18 protein-coding genes and 3 tRNA genes are annotated in these 14288 nt (G+C 42.3%); 9 read left to right on the forward strand and 12 right to left on the reverse strand.

What is annotated here, in order from left to right; all coding sequences use genetic code 11:
* Nucleotides 1-7: 7 nt before the first annotated feature.
* Entirely contained in the window at nucleotides 8-760 is a 753-nt protein-coding gene (locus DFP77_RS12580) for an SDR family NAD(P)-dependent oxidoreductase (RefSeq protein ID WP_114412632.1), read from the forward strand.
* A gap of 139 nt (nucleotides 761-899) precedes the next feature.
* On the opposite strand, the gene soxR is transcribed toward DFP77_RS12580, so the two are convergent.
* Complete coding sequence (gene soxR, locus DFP77_RS12585) at nucleotides 900-1349, reverse strand: redox-sensitive transcriptional activator SoxR (protein ID WP_114412633.1); 450 nt, start codon at nucleotides 1347-1349, stop codon at nucleotides 900-902.
* 131 nt (nucleotides 1350-1480) lie between these two features.
* On the opposite strand from soxR, the gene DFP77_RS12590 reads away from it, so the two are divergent.
* Both DFP77_RS12590 and DFP77_RS12595 read left to right on the forward strand, forming a co-directional pair.
* Entirely contained in the window at nucleotides 1481-2674 is a 1194-nt protein-coding gene (locus tag DFP77_RS12590) for an MFS transporter (protein ID WP_114412634.1), read from the forward strand.
* 1 nt (nucleotide 2675) lies between these two features.
* Complete coding sequence (locus DFP77_RS12595) at nucleotides 2676-3203, forward strand: NADPH-dependent FMN reductase (RefSeq protein ID WP_114412635.1); 528 nt, start codon at nucleotides 2676-2678, stop codon at nucleotides 3201-3203.
* An 82-nt stretch (nucleotides 3204-3285) separates the two neighbouring features.
* Here DFP77_RS12595 and greB read toward each other — a convergent pair whose 3' ends face one another.
* The 8 genes from greB to dinB form a co-directional block, all read right to left on the reverse strand.
* Entirely contained in the window at nucleotides 3286-3798 is a 513-nt protein-coding gene (greB, locus tag DFP77_RS12600) for a transcription elongation factor GreB (RefSeq protein WP_114412636.1), read from the reverse strand.
* A gap of 113 nt (nucleotides 3799-3911) precedes the next feature.
* Nucleotides 3912-4742, reverse strand: a complete 831-nt coding sequence (locus DFP77_RS12605; protein WP_114412637.1) for a mechanosensitive ion channel family protein — start codon at nucleotides 4740-4742, stop codon at nucleotides 3912-3914.
* A gap of 37 nt (nucleotides 4743-4779) precedes the next feature.
* Nucleotides 4780-5151, reverse strand: a complete 372-nt coding sequence (locus DFP77_RS12610) for a hypothetical protein (protein ID WP_114412638.1) — start codon at nucleotides 5149-5151, stop codon at nucleotides 4780-4782.
* A complete protein-coding gene (locus DFP77_RS12615; RefSeq protein ID WP_114412639.1) occupies nucleotides 5151-5609 on the reverse strand; it encodes a DUF2489 domain-containing protein in 459 nt (152 codons plus the stop codon). Before DFP77_RS12615 ends, DFP77_RS12610 begins: the two co-directional genes overlap by 1 nt.
* A gap of 27 nt (nucleotides 5610-5636) precedes the next feature.
* Nucleotides 5637-6449 (reverse strand): inositol monophosphatase family protein, encoded by an 813-nt coding sequence (locus DFP77_RS12620; protein ID WP_239544378.1) that lies wholly within the window; start codon nucleotides 6447-6449, stop codon nucleotides 5637-5639.
* A 34-nt stretch (nucleotides 6450-6483) separates the two neighbouring features.
* A complete protein-coding gene (locus DFP77_RS12625; RefSeq protein ID WP_114412640.1) occupies nucleotides 6484-7155 on the reverse strand; it encodes an alpha/beta hydrolase in 672 nt (223 codons plus the stop codon).
* 120 nt (nucleotides 7156-7275) lie between these two features.
* Nucleotides 7276-8256 carry a hypothetical protein gene (locus DFP77_RS12630; RefSeq protein WP_114412641.1) on the reverse strand — a complete coding sequence of 327 codons (981 nt, stop codon included), beginning with the start codon at nucleotides 8254-8256 and terminating at the stop codon, nucleotides 7276-7278.
* Nucleotides 8257-8324: 68 nt separating this feature from the next.
* Entirely contained in the window at nucleotides 8325-9389 is a 1065-nt protein-coding gene (dinB, locus tag DFP77_RS12635) for a DNA polymerase IV (protein WP_114412642.1), read from the reverse strand.
* Between the two features lie 385 nt (nucleotides 9390-9774).
* Here dinB and DFP77_RS12640 point away from each other — a divergent pair, with 385 nt between their 5' ends.
* The 6 genes from DFP77_RS12640 (at nucleotide 9775) to DFP77_RS12665 (ending at nucleotide 13625) form a co-directional block, all read left to right on the forward strand.
* Entirely contained in the window at nucleotides 9775-10398 is a 624-nt protein-coding gene (locus DFP77_RS12640; RefSeq protein ID WP_114412643.1) for an LPP20 family lipoprotein, read from the forward strand.
* Nucleotides 10399-10401: 3 nt separating this feature from the next.
* Nucleotides 10402-11595, forward strand: a complete 1194-nt coding sequence (locus DFP77_RS12645; protein WP_114412644.1) for a flagellar assembly protein FlgT — start codon at nucleotides 10402-10404, stop codon at nucleotides 11593-11595.
* A gap of 54 nt (nucleotides 11596-11649) precedes the next feature.
* Nucleotides 11650-11880, forward strand: a complete 231-nt coding sequence (locus DFP77_RS12650; protein WP_114412645.1) for a cell division protein ZapB — start codon at nucleotides 11650-11652, stop codon at nucleotides 11878-11880.
* On the forward strand, nucleotides 11877-12350 hold the full coding sequence (locus DFP77_RS12655) for a hypothetical protein (RefSeq protein ID WP_114412646.1): 474 nt from the start codon (nucleotides 11877-11879) through the stop codon (nucleotides 12348-12350). The genes DFP77_RS12650 and DFP77_RS12655 overlap by 4 nt, the downstream gene beginning before the upstream one ends.
* A 186-nt stretch (nucleotides 12351-12536) precedes the next feature.
* On the forward strand, nucleotides 12537-13490 hold the full coding sequence (locus DFP77_RS12660; protein ID WP_114412647.1) for a ProQ/FINO family protein: 954 nt from the start codon (nucleotides 12537-12539) through the stop codon (nucleotides 13488-13490).
* A gap of 51 nt (nucleotides 13491-13541) precedes the next feature.
* Nucleotides 13542-13625: transfer RNA gene (locus DFP77_RS12665), tRNA-Tyr, on the forward strand.
* A 203-nt stretch (nucleotides 13626-13828) separates the two neighbouring features.
* Here DFP77_RS12665 and DFP77_RS19470 read toward each other — a convergent pair.
* The 3 genes from DFP77_RS19470 to DFP77_RS12675 all read right to left on the reverse strand — a co-directional run bounded on the left by DFP77_RS19470 (nucleotide 13829) and on the right by DFP77_RS12675 (nucleotide 14270).
* On the reverse strand, nucleotides 13829-14038 hold the full coding sequence (locus DFP77_RS19470; protein ID WP_147270560.1) for a hypothetical protein: 210 nt from the start codon (nucleotides 14036-14038) through the stop codon (nucleotides 13829-13831).
* 53 nt (nucleotides 14039-14091) lie between these two features.
* A tRNA-Lys gene (locus DFP77_RS12670) sits at nucleotides 14092-14167 on the reverse strand.
* A 26-nt stretch (nucleotides 14168-14193) separates the two neighbouring features.
* Nucleotides 14194-14270 (reverse strand) — tRNA-Pro (locus DFP77_RS12675).
* Between the last annotated feature and the right edge of the window lie 18 nt (nucleotides 14271-14288).

Below are 14288 nucleotides of genomic sequence, written 5' to 3' on the forward strand. Positions count from 1 at the left end.
TCTATCAATGGGTATTCTTTCAGGTAAATTCGCCATTATTACTGGCGCGGCATCTAAAAATGGTTTGGGTAAAGCAACAGCAAAATTATTTGCTGAACACGGCGCAACAGTCGCCATCCTAGACCTTAATCTTGATCAAGCTATCGAAGCTGCAGCGGACCTTGGCACTCAACACATAGGCTTAGCTTGTAACGTCGTCAAGGAAGAAGACTGCCAAATCGCTGTCGCAACATTATTAGAAAAGTGGGAACGCATTGACATATTAGTGAACAATGCAGGAATAACCCAGCCTTTAAAAATAATGGACATCAAAGGTGAGAATTACGATGCGGTATTAGATGTAAACCTTCGCGGCACTCTTTTGATGAGCCAAGCTGTTATTCCTGCTATGCGAACACAAAAAACCGGCTCTATTGTGAATATCTCTTCTGTTTCAGCTCAACGTGGCGGTGGTGTTTTTGGTGGTCCGCATTATTCTGCAGCAAAAGCAGGTGTTCTAGGTCTAACAAAAGCCATGGCTCGCGAACTGGCTCCTTCTAATATTCGCTCAAATGCTATTTGCCCAGGTTTTATTGGAACGGATATAACAGCTGGAAAAATGGATGACGCGATGTATGCCAAAGTAATGGAAGGTATACCAATGGCTCGCGCAGGAAAAGCTGAAGAAGTTGCTGGATGCTGCTTATTCTTAGCGTCAGATCTTTCAAGCTATGTAACTGGCTCCGAAGTAGATGTTAATGGCGGATCTCTAATTCACTAACGAATACACGTTAGAGATGCCTAACTGAATTTACGGTGTAATACTTTTGCCCCGCCTTGCGGGGCTTTTTTATGGATCAAAAAAATATTATCTTGCATATAAACCAATCCACTCTCTACGCTAGACAAAGAAGCCCTGCCTATTTCGTCATGAGCATTGGGCCAGTGCCTTTCTCACCCAACTCATCATAAGGGTTAAGAAGCCGACACCTTTCCAGAGAAAGACAACCACAACCGATACAATCAGCCATCATTTCTTTCAGCTCAACCAATTGGGTGATCTTCTTATCAAGCTCATTTTGCCATCTGGCGCCCAACGCCTCCCAATCATCTATAGTAACGCGGGTGCGATTGGGCAACCCTTCAAGCTCCAATAAAATATCCTCCAAAGAAAAGCCTGTTCGCTGAGCAACCTGAATAATAGAAACAACCCGAATGACATGCTTTGGATACTGCCTATGGTTAGATGTATTTCTTTGGCTCTTGATTAGCCCTTTTCTTTCATAGAAATGCAAAGCCGACACCGACACACCAGTTCTTTCACTTAACACTCCCACTGAAATCCATTCAGGCATTATTATTTTTCGCATTTAACGCTTGACCTAAACTTAAGTTGAGGTATCAGAATAGCTATAAACCCAAGCTAACTCAAGCCAGTACTTAATAAACAGCTGAGAAAACACTTGAGAAAATACCATCTACATTCAGGAAGAGAACCTTAATGAAAAATGACTTATTAGAATCCAGAGCTCTTTGCCTGCTGCTAATTTCTACATTAACCGTGATGTCCAACGCCACTATTGCTCCGGCATTACCAGGATTAGCCAACGAGTTTTCGGGAACACCTTCAGCCGATTTCTGGGTAAAAATGCTATTACCTATCCCAGCTTTATTTGTGGTGATTTTTGCGCCGATCTTAGGCTGGACAGCGGATAAGTTCGGTCGCCGAAATCAAATCATCATTGCGACGACCATCTTTGCCATCGCCGGAGCTGCTGGCGCACAGCTGCAAGACTTAGAAGCTATTATTATCAGCCGAGCCATTCTGGGCATATGTGTCGCTGGACTAATGACCGCTGTAACGGCGTTAATAACCGATTATTATTCTGGTCCGAAAAGAAGCCAATTTATGGGACTACAACAAGCTTTCTCCAATATTGGCGGCATTCTTTTCATCGTTACAGCGGGCTATTTAGCAGGCATCAGCGCTCGACTGCCTTTTTATATCTACGCCATTGCTATTCTGTTGCTTCCGCTCATATTCCTGTCTATTCGTGACAGCAAGCAAATCAATCAGCCAAACGATAACCAACAAGACGATACCAATACCAGCTGGAAGCTACCGCTCATCGGCTGCTCTCTTCTCCTTTTTTGCCACTTAATCGTCTTTTATATCCTGCCAACACAAATTCCATTTTTTATGGTGGATATTGGTATCACTGATCCAAGTAAGTCAGGTCTGGCAATAGGAATGGGGACATTAATCGCCGCGATAACGGGGGTGTTCTTTGGCAAGCTGGTTGCTAAAATCCAAAGCTACGGCGTCGCACTCATCGGCTTTGTATCCATGAGCCTTGGTATGCTCGTGCTATCACAAGCCACCTCGTTCAGCTTAGTTATTCTCGGTTGCGGCCTCATGGGTGCTTGCATGGGATTGGTAATGCCAAATTTCATGGTAAAGGGCATGGCGCTTGCGCCAAACAACAAGCGCGGACTCGCATCTGGCGTGCTGACAAGTAGCATCTTCATTGGGCAATTTGTTTCACCTTTTGTCACCTCAACTCTTATCGCCAAGTTTGGATACAGTGACTTTTACTTATTAGCAGGGGCTTTTACTTTAGTTCTAGCCATTGCAGGCGCAGCCACTCTGAAAAAACAATCTACTCTCACTACAAACGTCAATAAAGGAAACTAAAATGAAAGTACTGGCCTTCGGCACAAGCAGCAGCAAAAACTCTATCAACAAGAAACTGGCTTTTTATGCTGCCCAGCAAATCAACAACGCAGACGTGTCACTAATCGACATTAACGACTTTGAAATGCCAATCTATAGCGAAGACAGAGAAAAAGAGTCAGGCATTCCGCAGCTCGCGCATGATTTTTATAAGGCAATAGGCTCGGCCGATAGCATCGTGATGTCATTCGCCGAATACAACGGTTCTTATACTTCTGCCTATAAAAACCTATTCGACTGGACATCCCGAATAGACATGAAAGTTTTTCAGAATAAAGCTGTTCTTATGCTATCCACCTCACCGGGCCCCAGTGGAGCGCAAAGCGTTTTAGCTGCCGCACAAGCCTCAGCATCCTACTTTGCAGCGAGCGTAATCGGTGCCATATCATTACCGAGCTTCTTTGATAACTTTGATACAACAAAGGGAGTGGTTACCGATGAAACATTTAAACAACACCTATTAAGCAGTATTGATAAGCTTTCTTTTTAATTAAAATGCCCCAAAAAAGTAACAGCAAGATTCATACTCTCGCTGTTACTCTCAACACACTCTAGTCTAAATACTTTGTGAGCTATAAGGATGGGATTGGGTGATACTCAATACTATCTATCGTGTAGGTTTTTTCTCCCGCTGCCAGACGAATAGTCACGTCATCATCTTCTTGTTTTTTCAATAGTGCTTTTGCCACAGGTGAGTCAACACTTATATAAGCTGAATTGTGATCCAATTCATCTGGCCCGACAATACGATGTGTACGCAGCTCGCCATCCTCATCCTCTAAGGTCACCCAAGCACCAAAAAAAACCCGCGACTGATCTGTAGGAAGACGATCAACCACGGTACAGATATCCAAACGTTTTTCCAGATAGCGTACCCGACGATCGATTTCTCGCAGCTGTTTTTTACCATAGATATATTCCGCATTCTCAGAACGATCACCTTGCGCTGCCGCCTCTCGGACGGTTTCCGTGACAGCTGGACGCTTTTCTTTCCACAAATACTTAAGCTCAGCCAGCAAGGTTTGAGCACCTTCGTGGGTTATGTATGCAGATTTTGGTGGAGATGGTGGACGATATCGACTCATTAATAGCAGCCTTCTTTTAACAATAAAAACTAACCAGTAAAAACAAAAATGCCGCCAGCTATTATTACTGGCGGCATTACATATATTTAGCAATCAGACATTAATTTAAAAAACTATGACTCTTGCTTATGAACATGAACATCCATTTGAGGATATGGAATACCAACGCCACGCTCATCAAAGGTGTATTTAATTTTTTCTAAAAGGTCTGCACGCACAGTCCAGTAATCGCCCGATGCAACCCATGGGCGCAAGAAGAAGTTCACCGAACTGTCAGCCAGCTCAGAGACCGCGATTAAGCACGCAGGATCTTTTAATATACGCTCATCAGCATTAACAATTTCTTCCATTATCTGCTTAGCCAAACGAATATCAGCATCGTAGCTAATGCCAATAACAAGGTCTAAACGACGAGTCGATTCACGAGAGAAGTTCACAATAGAGCCATTCATTACAGAAGAGTTTGGCACGATGATAACGCGATTATCTGGCGTTTTAAGATGAGTATGAAATAGCTCAATACGATTAACCGTCCCCATTTGGCCGCCAGCATCAATAAAGTCACCAGAGCGGAATGGACGTAATATAATAATCAACACACCTGATGCAAAGTTAGACAAGGATCCCTGCAATGCAAGACCGACAGCCAAACCTGCAGCACCAAGAATCGCTATAAAGGATGTCGTCTCTACTCCAATTTGACCAAGCGCCATCAGAGCAACGCCAGCAAACATCAGAGCATATAAAATGCTCGATGCGAAGCCTGCAACCGCCTGATCAACGGACCCTTTCAGCAATCGCTTCTCACACCAACGAGCCACTTTGGAAGCGATGAACTTACCCACAAAGAAAACAACAAGACCAATTACTAAGTTGATAACACTATCAGCCAACCAAGGCATCAGCTCGGAGCCTTGATCAAATAACGACTCTAACTCATTCATAATATTTAATTCCCTTACTATTCCACTTTAAATTTAATCAGATTAAATAATTTGATTTATGCTGCCACTCATCAAGTAATTTTTCCAGCTGAGAAACGCCATTCCTATTAAAAAGCACACAAGATTGCCCATTAATAGAGTGTAATCCTTTAACGCCAGACTCATCAATCAGCAAGCATTGCTCCCTTAGGGCATCTACAGCACCATCATCCCGCACACTCATGCCCAAGAAAGCACTCCATTCATGTTCTGGTAAAGCACCTTTAATCGCCTTATCTAACAATGCAATGCACTGTGCTTGCGTCATCCTATAATAGGGTACTTTTGATTGATGACGAATAAAAAACAACGTCAATGCAAGCAACAACAAAAAAAGGCAACCGATAGAAACTAGAAGCTGGACCAACATTATTTAAAATCATAGGCAAGTAATGAATCTTTCGCCCTTAGAAGATGCTCTGCATGCTCCACCTCATAGCCATCCATCTCAAGTCGAAACTTCATTTTCGCAGGCTTGGGCAGATCCCCCCACTGATCGTGGGTAGGTATGTGCATTGTTTTCTCTGTAACAATATAAAATGCCGAGATATCTTCATGTGTCGATAAATCTTCGCTAAGCTGGTCCAACAAATGCTTAATTCGAATGCTGGCTTCAATCCAATTAAGCTCTTCTGTCCCTACCGTTTTCAAAAGCACTCGAATACTATCAATTCTTTTTTGACGCTCTTCCAAGAAACGGTCTTCTCCTGCACGAATTTTTTTCTCTCGCAGTTTATTCATCTTCAATTGGCGTCTAATAAACCAAAGAGAGACTGCAATCACACCAACACAACAAACTAAAACGACTAAAAACGCAGTAAAAGACATAAAACACCCTATCCAAATAACACAATCTTACTTTTCGAGATAAGTAAGCGACAACATAGCATCAAACAAACCCGGCGTAGAAACCAAAAGACCTTCACCATTCACCACAACAGGCCAACTATCAGAAGGTTGAAGATAACGCCCAACCTGAGCACCCGCTTCTTCCGCTATTAAAGTACCGGCAGCCATATCCCATGGTTTCACACTTTCAAAATAGGCATCCAAACGACCTGCAGCCACCCAACATAAGTCCAAAGCTGCAGAGCCATTACGTCGCACATCCTGACAGTGGTGCAAAATACGCGAAACTCTTTCGAGAATAGGTAATAACGCATCTTTTTGATAAGGAAAGCCAGTCGCTACCAATGCATTTCGTCGTTCTTTCGCACCGGATACCGCCAAACGCTCTTCATTACAGTAAGCACCTTCACCTTTAATAGCCCAAAAGCACTCTTCTAAAAAAGGGGCATTAACAACACCTAAAACACGCTCATTGCCAATATAGAGACCAATAGAAACGGCAACATGATGATGTCCATGTGCAAAGTTCACCGTTCCATCTATAGGGTCAATTACCCAAACGGGGGTGCTGTTACCGACACTAGCAAGATCCAAACTCGGTGACGACTCTTCGGACAAAATACAATGCAAAGGGTAACGCGCAAGGATGCTGGAACAAATATATTGATCGACGGCAATATCTGTGGTCGTTACCAATTCATGGTCCATTTTATAATCCCGCACAAAAGTTGACTCAGCTCTTGCTGCAACAATCATTTCGCCCGCTTTAACGGCAAGCTCTTTGGCAAAATCCAACCATTCAACAGCGTTATCTTGCACACTCCCCCCCTTTTTTAAAATAAGTATCTCGGACTTAGTCAGCTAATCGAACATTCAACCAATGAGAGATATCTTGCACCTGTTCAGGACAGACCGAATGAGGCATTTCATAGGCTTTATATTCCACAGAATAGCCCTTAGATAACAATAGATCTCTTGCCTGAATCGACAACGCAGGAGAAACCACAGGATCTTGCGAACCATGGTGAATAAGAATAGGAGTCTGCCCATTAACACAAGAATCCGCTTCCTCCACTTTATCTCCATTGACCAAATAGGTTGATAAAGCGAGAACGCCAGCCACTTGATATTTCGTATGCAAAGCCGTTTGATAAGCAATAACACCACCCTGAGAAAATCCTGCCAATATAATTCGGCTCGGAGAAATTCCTTGATCAATTTGATCCTGAATCAATTGCTCTACTTGAGCACAAGATTCATTGATATTAGCCATATCGACTTTACGCTCTAGCGTCATCTCGTAGATGTCATACCATGCACGCATTTCCATGCCACCATTTATGGTAACAGGGCGTCGAGGCGCATGAGGAAAAACAAAGCGAACCTTCAACGTAGGAAGCAGAGAAAGCGCAGGAACCAAAGATTCAAAATCATGGCCATCAGAGCCAAGTCCATGCAACCAAATAATCGCAGCATCTGGCTGCTCATGAGTTTCCACTACTACAGAAGGCAATACATCGGTCATTTTTCAAACACTCCAAAAAAATAGGCTATCGCAATTCGCCATAGCCTATCATATTGCCGTATTTCACTCACTCTCACCTTTACTGCATAGTGTAATTATTAATACAGCGCACATGAGATATTAATGCTCAACAGGAAAACGCATCTCCAAGACCTCCTGCTTATCACTTAACGTAAACAAAACATCCGCTCTATTGGGCATTACCGCCAACATATGCCGAGTTAATCTTTCGTAATACTGCATGAACCCTTTCAGCTCATCCGAAGACATTACTTTTAGATCAATGGTATCAAGCAATATCCCATGGATATCATGAAGGTGATTTTCCAACATGCGCTCCTGCTTATTGCGCCAATGATATACAACGTCATAACTAGGGGCCTGCATCCAAGTCATTAGATCAATCTTTGAAAATAATGTTTTATAATCCTCTTCTAAAAATTGATTCACCTTATTGCGCCAGACCCCTTGTGCATCTTCCCGCTCTTCGAGAGCGTTGATTGGAGAATTCATAAGATCCATCATTGGTGGCGCACCAACACACCACCCCTCAAATAACACCACATCGACCGGACCCTGAACTTCTTTCCACAAATGAACCGATTTTCTATCGTCTATCGACTTATCGAAGCAAGGGAACTTCATCACCTCACCTTCTTTCAAATTTTTTAAGCGATCAAATAAACTTAGAGCAAAGCGAACATCATGAGTACCCGGCACACCACGCACGGCAAACATGGACGAAGTTTGGCTAGCAAACTTCATTCTGTCGTGCTGAGTACTGTATAAATCATCCAGACTGATTACCACGCAATTCAGATCAAAGCCTTTATTAAGAATACGGCTTACAACACTACAAAAAGTCGTTTTTCCACAACCTTGCGCCCCACCCACACCGACAATCAAGGGGCCTTGCCCAATATGCGCCTTTTGACTCAACCAATTAGAAAAAGGTAAATACAATCGATCCATTTGATCAACTAGGGAAGCATCTGCATATAAACAGCTTAGCGTCTGCTCCACCTCAAATCTCAACCGATGAGATAATGTGTCAGGCATACTTAAATTTACGAAATCAAAATCACTCTGTTGCTTAAACATAACGAGCACCTCCGTAAGTGTCATTATTGAAGTATAGTAAACGACAGGATTCTTGATTGTTTTTTACACTAGGAGGTAAAAGGCAAATTTAATTGAAAAGGTTGCGGTGGTGTCAGGCGATAACCAACACCAATGAGACGAACTGAACGAGGAGATCTAGAAAAGGCCAGCTGCAACAATTCAGAAAATGCGTCTTCTGTTAATTTTCCTTTTATTGGCCGCTCAACTGTCGTTTGCTTGAAATCATCAAATTTAATTTTGAGATAATACTTACTAAGCTGTGACTCATAACCTCGGCCTAACATACGCTTCTTCAAATCCGCCAATAGCATAGGCAAAACGGCTTGGCACTCTTTGATGTCCAACAAATCTTTCGCAAACGTATGCTCGACAGAAACACTTTTCCTTTCTCTAGAAGTCACCACAGGACGATCATCAATCCCCAAAGCCAATTGAGAAAGACGATAAGACATACTACCAAAACTCTTCTGCAGCAACGCAAAATCCAACTGCTGCAGATCGGCACACTTAAACACCCCCAAGGCAGCTAATCGCTCTTGTGCAACGCGCCCAACCCCAGAGATAGCTTTAACAGGTATATCAGAAACAAATTTACGCTGCGCTTCTGGTGTCACGACAGTCAAGCCATCAGGCTTATCCCAATCACTAGCCACCTTAGCAATAAACTTATTCGTCGCGACACCAGCTGAAACGGTAATCCCTACCTCGCTAGCAATTCGAGACTTTATTTCTTGAGCAATTCGCGTCGCGCTCCCTTGTAGGCACTCAGAATCTGTCACATCAAGATACGCCTCATCCAACGACAGCGGTTCAATAATATCGGTAAATGCTCGAAAAATTGCGTGCATTTGCTCAGAAGCAACTCGGTACTTACTCATATTTCCTGGCAGAATAATTAAAGATGGGCAAAGGCGCTTAGCCACCGAAGTCGGCATCGCAGAACGAACCCCATAAACACGAGCCGCATAATTCGCAGTAGCAAGTACGCCACGACTATTTTCAGGTCCACCAATTGCAATTGGCTTATCTCCCAAACTAGGATCATCGCGCATCTCTACGGCGGCATAAAAGCAGTCGGCGTCAACATGTATAATTTTTCTATTTGGTGACATAACAAAAGCACTGTATAAAAAAACAGTATACTATTAATTCTCTCTACCCTTCATCAAGTATAGAAAAAGAAAATAGATATCACTAAAAATCACCCTCCATGCAAAACCCAGCCAAAAACACTAGAAAATTAACGCGATAAGCATATTTACTATCAAAAACAAAGAAAAAGTGCTTTTTTAAGCGCTCAAACATGGACGCTAGAGCGTAAAATGGTTTACATTTTGTCCATTAGATTCGCCAAGTTAAAAACAAAAACGTTTTTAAACACACAGTAAATGCTTAAGACCTGCTGCAAATGACCGATTAGGTAAAGTAACGGCACAATAAGTGCCACTTGAAAACGCAGAATATTGAGAAAAAGACTTCCATACAAAGGGCACCACCATGACAGTATCACTTCGAATTTTCTTTATCGCCGTAGGTGCAATAATGCTTGCTGGGTGTCAAAATCTTTATCAACAAGATGCTGGTGGAAACACATGTACAACAGTTGCTCCTTGTAATGGAAATAATTTCAATACTGGACCGAGCTATACACAAAATGGCGTGGTGAACACAAACAATACTATTTCGGTCATCAAGCAGGAACCCATTATCATAACGGCGACAGGCTATGCCGCCATGATGACTAATAAGCGCCTCACTAAATCCCAAGCCCGCATTATGTCTTTGCGCAGTTCGATGCTAGACGCCTATCGAAACCTTTCTGAACGTGTATATGGCTTAAAAATTGATGGTTCAAGCTCGTTAAGCAACATGGTAATGCAAAACGATGAACTTAGAACTTACGTAGATGCTTACCTAGTTGGGGCAAAAGTGGTTTCTCAGCGAGAGCATGAAGATGGCACATTCGAAACTATAGTTGAAATGGCCTTGCAGGAAAATTTCCGTGAGTGTGTAAACTCTGCAAACATACGAACAAACCCAAATTGTAGCGTTCAACCGGGCTACCGCTCTGTCGACGTGCAAAACTCAACACCCACTACAAACTTTTATAGTATTGAATAACCAATGTTGATTTTGAAGCACACATTAATTGTCGCTTTGGTATTTTTATTGCCTAGCATAACGCTCGCAAAAAGCGTAGACGCAGTTGGTGAAGCCGTTATATACAACAACGATATTGCTGATGCACGCTACAGAGCAACCCAACAAGCTATTAAACAAGCTGTTCTAGAGTCCGGTTCGAGAGTAAACATCAAAGATGCCTTAAACAATGGAGAGCTTGAATCTAACTTAGAAATTCGCAGTTCAGGCTATGTTCAAAAAGCTAGGATTTTATCTGAAGAACAAAACGGTGATTTTCTTCGGGTCATTGCTCGTGTCGACGTCACTTCTGACTCTCAATGCAGTACAGGCCCAACCAGTTATTATAGAAAAACCGTTGGTGTGACCGGGTTTGAACTGCAAGACCCTCTACAAGCAAGATTAGGTGGACTCAATAATATATCTAGAGAACTGCCAAAAGACTTAGCTGATGAAATAAATAAGCAAGGTTACTTAAGAGCTTTAACAGCCACAAACATCGCCATCTATCCAGATCTAATAAACGCACCATCCTCCACTAACTATGATGGATCTCTAACTAATGTCACAAGAATCAGTGAGCAACTTGGTGTTCAGTACATTGTCAGCGGTGTGATTAGAGATATTGGAGAGGTTTACCTTAGATTTCCTAACGACAAAGAGTCAAAAGACCTTCTTGATGAGGGAATTGATAAAGAAAGAAACTTTGTGGTCGATATCTATATCTATGACGGATTTAGTGGCGCCCTACTATTTGAGCAACGTTACAGCGAAATAGGTAACTGGGATATTTCCGACCATGCTAAAGTAGGTTTTGGTAGTGCCAAATTTTGGTCTGTTCATTATGGAAAAGTAGTACAACAAGCTCTAAAGGAAAGCGCATTAGACACAAGTAACCAGTTACGCTGCCAACCTTTTATTGCTAATATTTTCCGAACAGAAGGAAACAGGATCCATATATCAGCAGGATCTTTGTCAGGAATAAAACAAGGCGATAAATTCAATGTGTATCGCCGTTACGAAGTATTCAATCAGCTGCAGTCATCTCAAACTCAGCTGAATAATGCAAATATCAGTGTTACAATAAAACAAGTTCAACCTAACTTCTCTGTTGGAGAACTGGTTGTTGACTCCCACATTTTGAATGTACAACAACAAGATGTCGTGATTGCTTGGTAACTTCATAAAACAACGCCTATACACGAAGGCTGCTATATTTTTTAGGACAGTACAATGAATAACGAATTACTACACCACCTAGAGCAACGCATCAACGAAGCTGTAGAAGAAATTGGCTCACTTCGCAAACGCATATCAGAACTAGAAATGCAAAACTATGAGCTTAGCGAAGAAAAAAGCGAAATCCAGAGTTCACTGAATCAAACCAAAGAACAACAATCAAACTGGGAATCCTCTCTATCTCAGATGTTAAACCGCTTAAACCAGATGGATGAAAAACAATGAAATCACTTTTACTTGCAGCTTTAATTTTAGTTAGTGCACACGCATCCGCTGAAGGTCAAATTGCGAGTTTGGTAAATTTTTCATCTACAGCGGCGCGCCCAACAACAGCTGAAGGCGAAACAAATGTAACCTCCATTATAAACGCATCAATGGAGTACACTCTGCCAGAAAATATTTCTTTGTATGGCGGGTTATCATTTGTTATTGGAGAAACATTCGAGAACTCCGTCTCTTTAGGGTCCCGTTATTATAGCGCGACACCAGCACTTCAAATTTTACCAGGCATTCCAATGTGGTCATTTATAGGTGGTGGCGTCTCATTCTTCGACGAGACAGTCTATTATCCAGAAGCTGGTTTTCGCATTGGAATATCAGATGCATCACGGTTAGATATTTTTGTGAAAATTCTAAACAGCAGTAGTGACACCTATGACAAACACGTCATGGTTGGTGCGGGACTTACTTTCTAAGTAAGATGAAATTATTACCTTTTTTCATCGCCAGTGCCTTAATCACAACGACTTACATTTGGTGGCAAAGCGGAAAACACATCACTGTTATTCTACCAAGTGAGGATCAGCGAAAAGAAATGCTTGGTATAAGCAATACACCAAGAGTTCCGCTGACCCCAATAAAATATTGAGCCTTGTGTTTCTATGGAACAACTTATAGCAAAACTCGAAGCTAAGATAAACTGGCTAACTGAGCAGTTAAAATCAGCAAACGAGGAAATACTAAAACTACAAGAAAAGACAACCACTTCCATTGAATACAGTGCTTCAATGGATTTATTACAACACATGGCCGATCGGTCAACAGAAGATCAACTGCAGCTTTATATTGAAGACTCTCTTGACCTTTTAAGTACCGCATCAGCCCCTGAGCAAGTAAAAAAGCCAAATAGAGTGGAACATCAACTCGACTTTGACTTAATGCACGAGCATGCTGATAACAGCACCACAACCACGACAACAGAACAGATTGATTACATGACCACACAACAAACAGAGCTTAACGGCTTGCAAGAAGACGACAAACTAGTCGATAACGACACTAGCGTACAAGAAGCAAGTGACAGCACGACAGAAGCCGCGACATTGACGCCAGAACAAAAAAAGCGTCAAAAAAACCAGAAAAACAATCGCCGCCTAATCAAAATGCTCGAAGACCGTTATCCGAAAGCGTTTGACTGGAATCAACCTAAGCCTCTGAAAGTCGGCATAGACAAAGACATGGTTCTGGATGATGACTTTAACGCTAGCAAACAAAAACGCGCCCTAGCAGCCTACACGCGCTCAGACAGATACAAAAAATGTTTACTGTCAGGCCAACCACGAATTGATCTGGAGGGTGTAGCAGTAAATAACGAGCCAGCCCTACCTGAATCCATGATTCCCGCTAAAACCAAGACAGCAACAACTAGCCGACCAGCTAGAGAAAAGCCTGCTCAGCCGACTCGTAGCAATAAACCAAAAGCCCAAGCTAAAAACAGAGCAAACTCAAAACCTAAGCACGCCCAAAACGCTCCCAAACAAGAAGATATTTACGACAACCTATCCCCTGAAGAACGCATGAAAGCAAAATTAGAAAAATTGCTAAATAAATCTTAAAAAACTATTTACATAGTAAAGCGCGATGTATATTATACGTCGCGCTGCTGTGGAGGGGTTCCCGAGTGGCCAAAGGGAGCAGATTGTAAATCTGCCACGAAAGTTTCGGTGGTTCGAATCCACCTCCCTCCACCATTAGCAGTATCTTCTTAAGATTCAACATCTTACAGTCCAAAACAAACACACAAACATCCACAAAAATCAAACACAACCCTCAAGACCTCGTCAAGAAACCACCTAACGATCAAGAAAAGCACAACCTATTCCTTACACTCAATTTCTTGCGACACCACTCTTCTTAATCACCACCCGCCAACACCATCACACCAAACACACACTCACCCTAAAAAGACCAGCATCCAGCAGCACAACCACATACACTCAAAACCCACCCAGTTAAACAGCTTAGACGGACGATAGACGATAGACGATAGACGATAGACGATAGACGATAGACGATAGACGATAGACGATAGACGATAGACGATAGACGATAGACGATAGACGATAGACGATAGACGATAGACGATAGACGATTTTAAAAACATCTAAAGAAAGATCAAGAAATAAATAGAGGACATTAAGGTAATTATGAGAAGAATGGTGGGTCGTACTGGATTCGAACCAGTGACCAATTGATTAAAAGTCAACTGCTCTACCAACTGAGCTAACGACCCGCTCATAATTTTTACTAATTTATTAATGGTCGGAGTAGAGAGATTCGAACTCCCGACATCCTGCTCCCAAAGCAGGCGCGCTACCAGACTGCGCTATACTCCGAATGGCTCCTCGAACTGG

Source organism: Marinomonas foliarum (genome assembly GCF_003337275.1).
In the GTDB taxonomy this organism is placed as follows: Bacteria; Pseudomonadota; Gammaproteobacteria; order Pseudomonadales; family Marinomonadaceae; genus Marinomonas; species Marinomonas foliarum.

Bases quoted from the DNA above. Each gene is read 5' to 3' on its own strand.
- DFP77_RS12615 (WP_114412639.1), bottom strand. From the start codon at position 5,609: ATGTCTTTTACTGCGTTTTTAGTCGTTTTAGTTTGTTGTGTTGGTGTG.
- DFP77_RS12625 (WP_114412640.1), bottom strand. From the start codon at position 7,155: ATGACCGATGTATTGCCTTCTGTAGTAGTGGAAACTCATGAGCAGCCA.
- DFP77_RS12610 (WP_114412638.1), bottom strand. From the start codon at position 5,151: ATGTTGGTCCAGCTTCTAGTTTCTATCGGTTGCCTTTTTTTGTTGTTG.
- soxR (WP_114412633.1), bottom strand. From the start codon at position 1,349: ATGCGAAAAATAATAATGCCTGAATGGATTTCAGTGGGAGTGTTAAGT.
- DFP77_RS12590 (WP_114412634.1), top strand. From the start codon at position 1,481: ATGAAAAATGACTTATTAGAATCCAGAGCTCTTTGCCTGCTGCTAATT.
- DFP77_RS12645 (WP_114412644.1), top strand. From the start codon at position 10,402: ATGTTGATTTTGAAGCACACATTAATTGTCGCTTTGGTATTTTTATTG.
- DFP77_RS12660 (WP_114412647.1), top strand. From the start codon at position 12,537: ATGGAACAACTTATAGCAAAACTCGAAGCTAAGATAAACTGGCTAACT.
- DFP77_RS12650 (WP_114412645.1), top strand. From the start codon at position 11,650: ATGAATAACGAATTACTACACCACCTAGAGCAACGCATCAACGAAGCT.
- DFP77_RS12640 (WP_114412643.1), top strand. From the start codon at position 9,775: ATGACAGTATCACTTCGAATTTTCTTTATCGCCGTAGGTGCAATAATG.
- DFP77_RS12630 (WP_114412641.1), bottom strand. From the start codon at position 8,256: ATGTTTAAGCAACAGAGTGATTTTGATTTCGTAAATTTAAGTATGCCT.
- DFP77_RS12605 (WP_114412637.1), bottom strand. From the start codon at position 4,742: ATGAATGAGTTAGAGTCGTTATTTGATCAAGGCTCCGAGCTGATGCCT.
- DFP77_RS19470 (WP_147270560.1), bottom strand. From the start codon at position 14,038: ATGTTTTTAAAATCGTCTATCGTCTATCGTCTATCGTCTATCGTCTAT.
- greB (WP_114412636.1), bottom strand. From the start codon at position 3,798: ATGAGTCGATATCGTCCACCATCTCCACCAAAATCTGCATACATAACC.
- DFP77_RS12580 (WP_114412632.1), top strand. From the start codon at position 8: ATGGGTATTCTTTCAGGTAAATTCGCCATTATTACTGGCGCGGCATCT.
- dinB (WP_114412642.1), bottom strand. From the start codon at position 9,389: ATGTCACCAAATAGAAAAATTATACATGTTGACGCCGACTGCTTTTAT.
- DFP77_RS12595 (WP_114412635.1), top strand. From the start codon at position 2,676: ATGAAAGTACTGGCCTTCGGCACAAGCAGCAGCAAAAACTCTATCAAC.
- DFP77_RS12655 (WP_114412646.1), top strand. From the start codon at position 11,877: ATGAAATCACTTTTACTTGCAGCTTTAATTTTAGTTAGTGCACACGCA.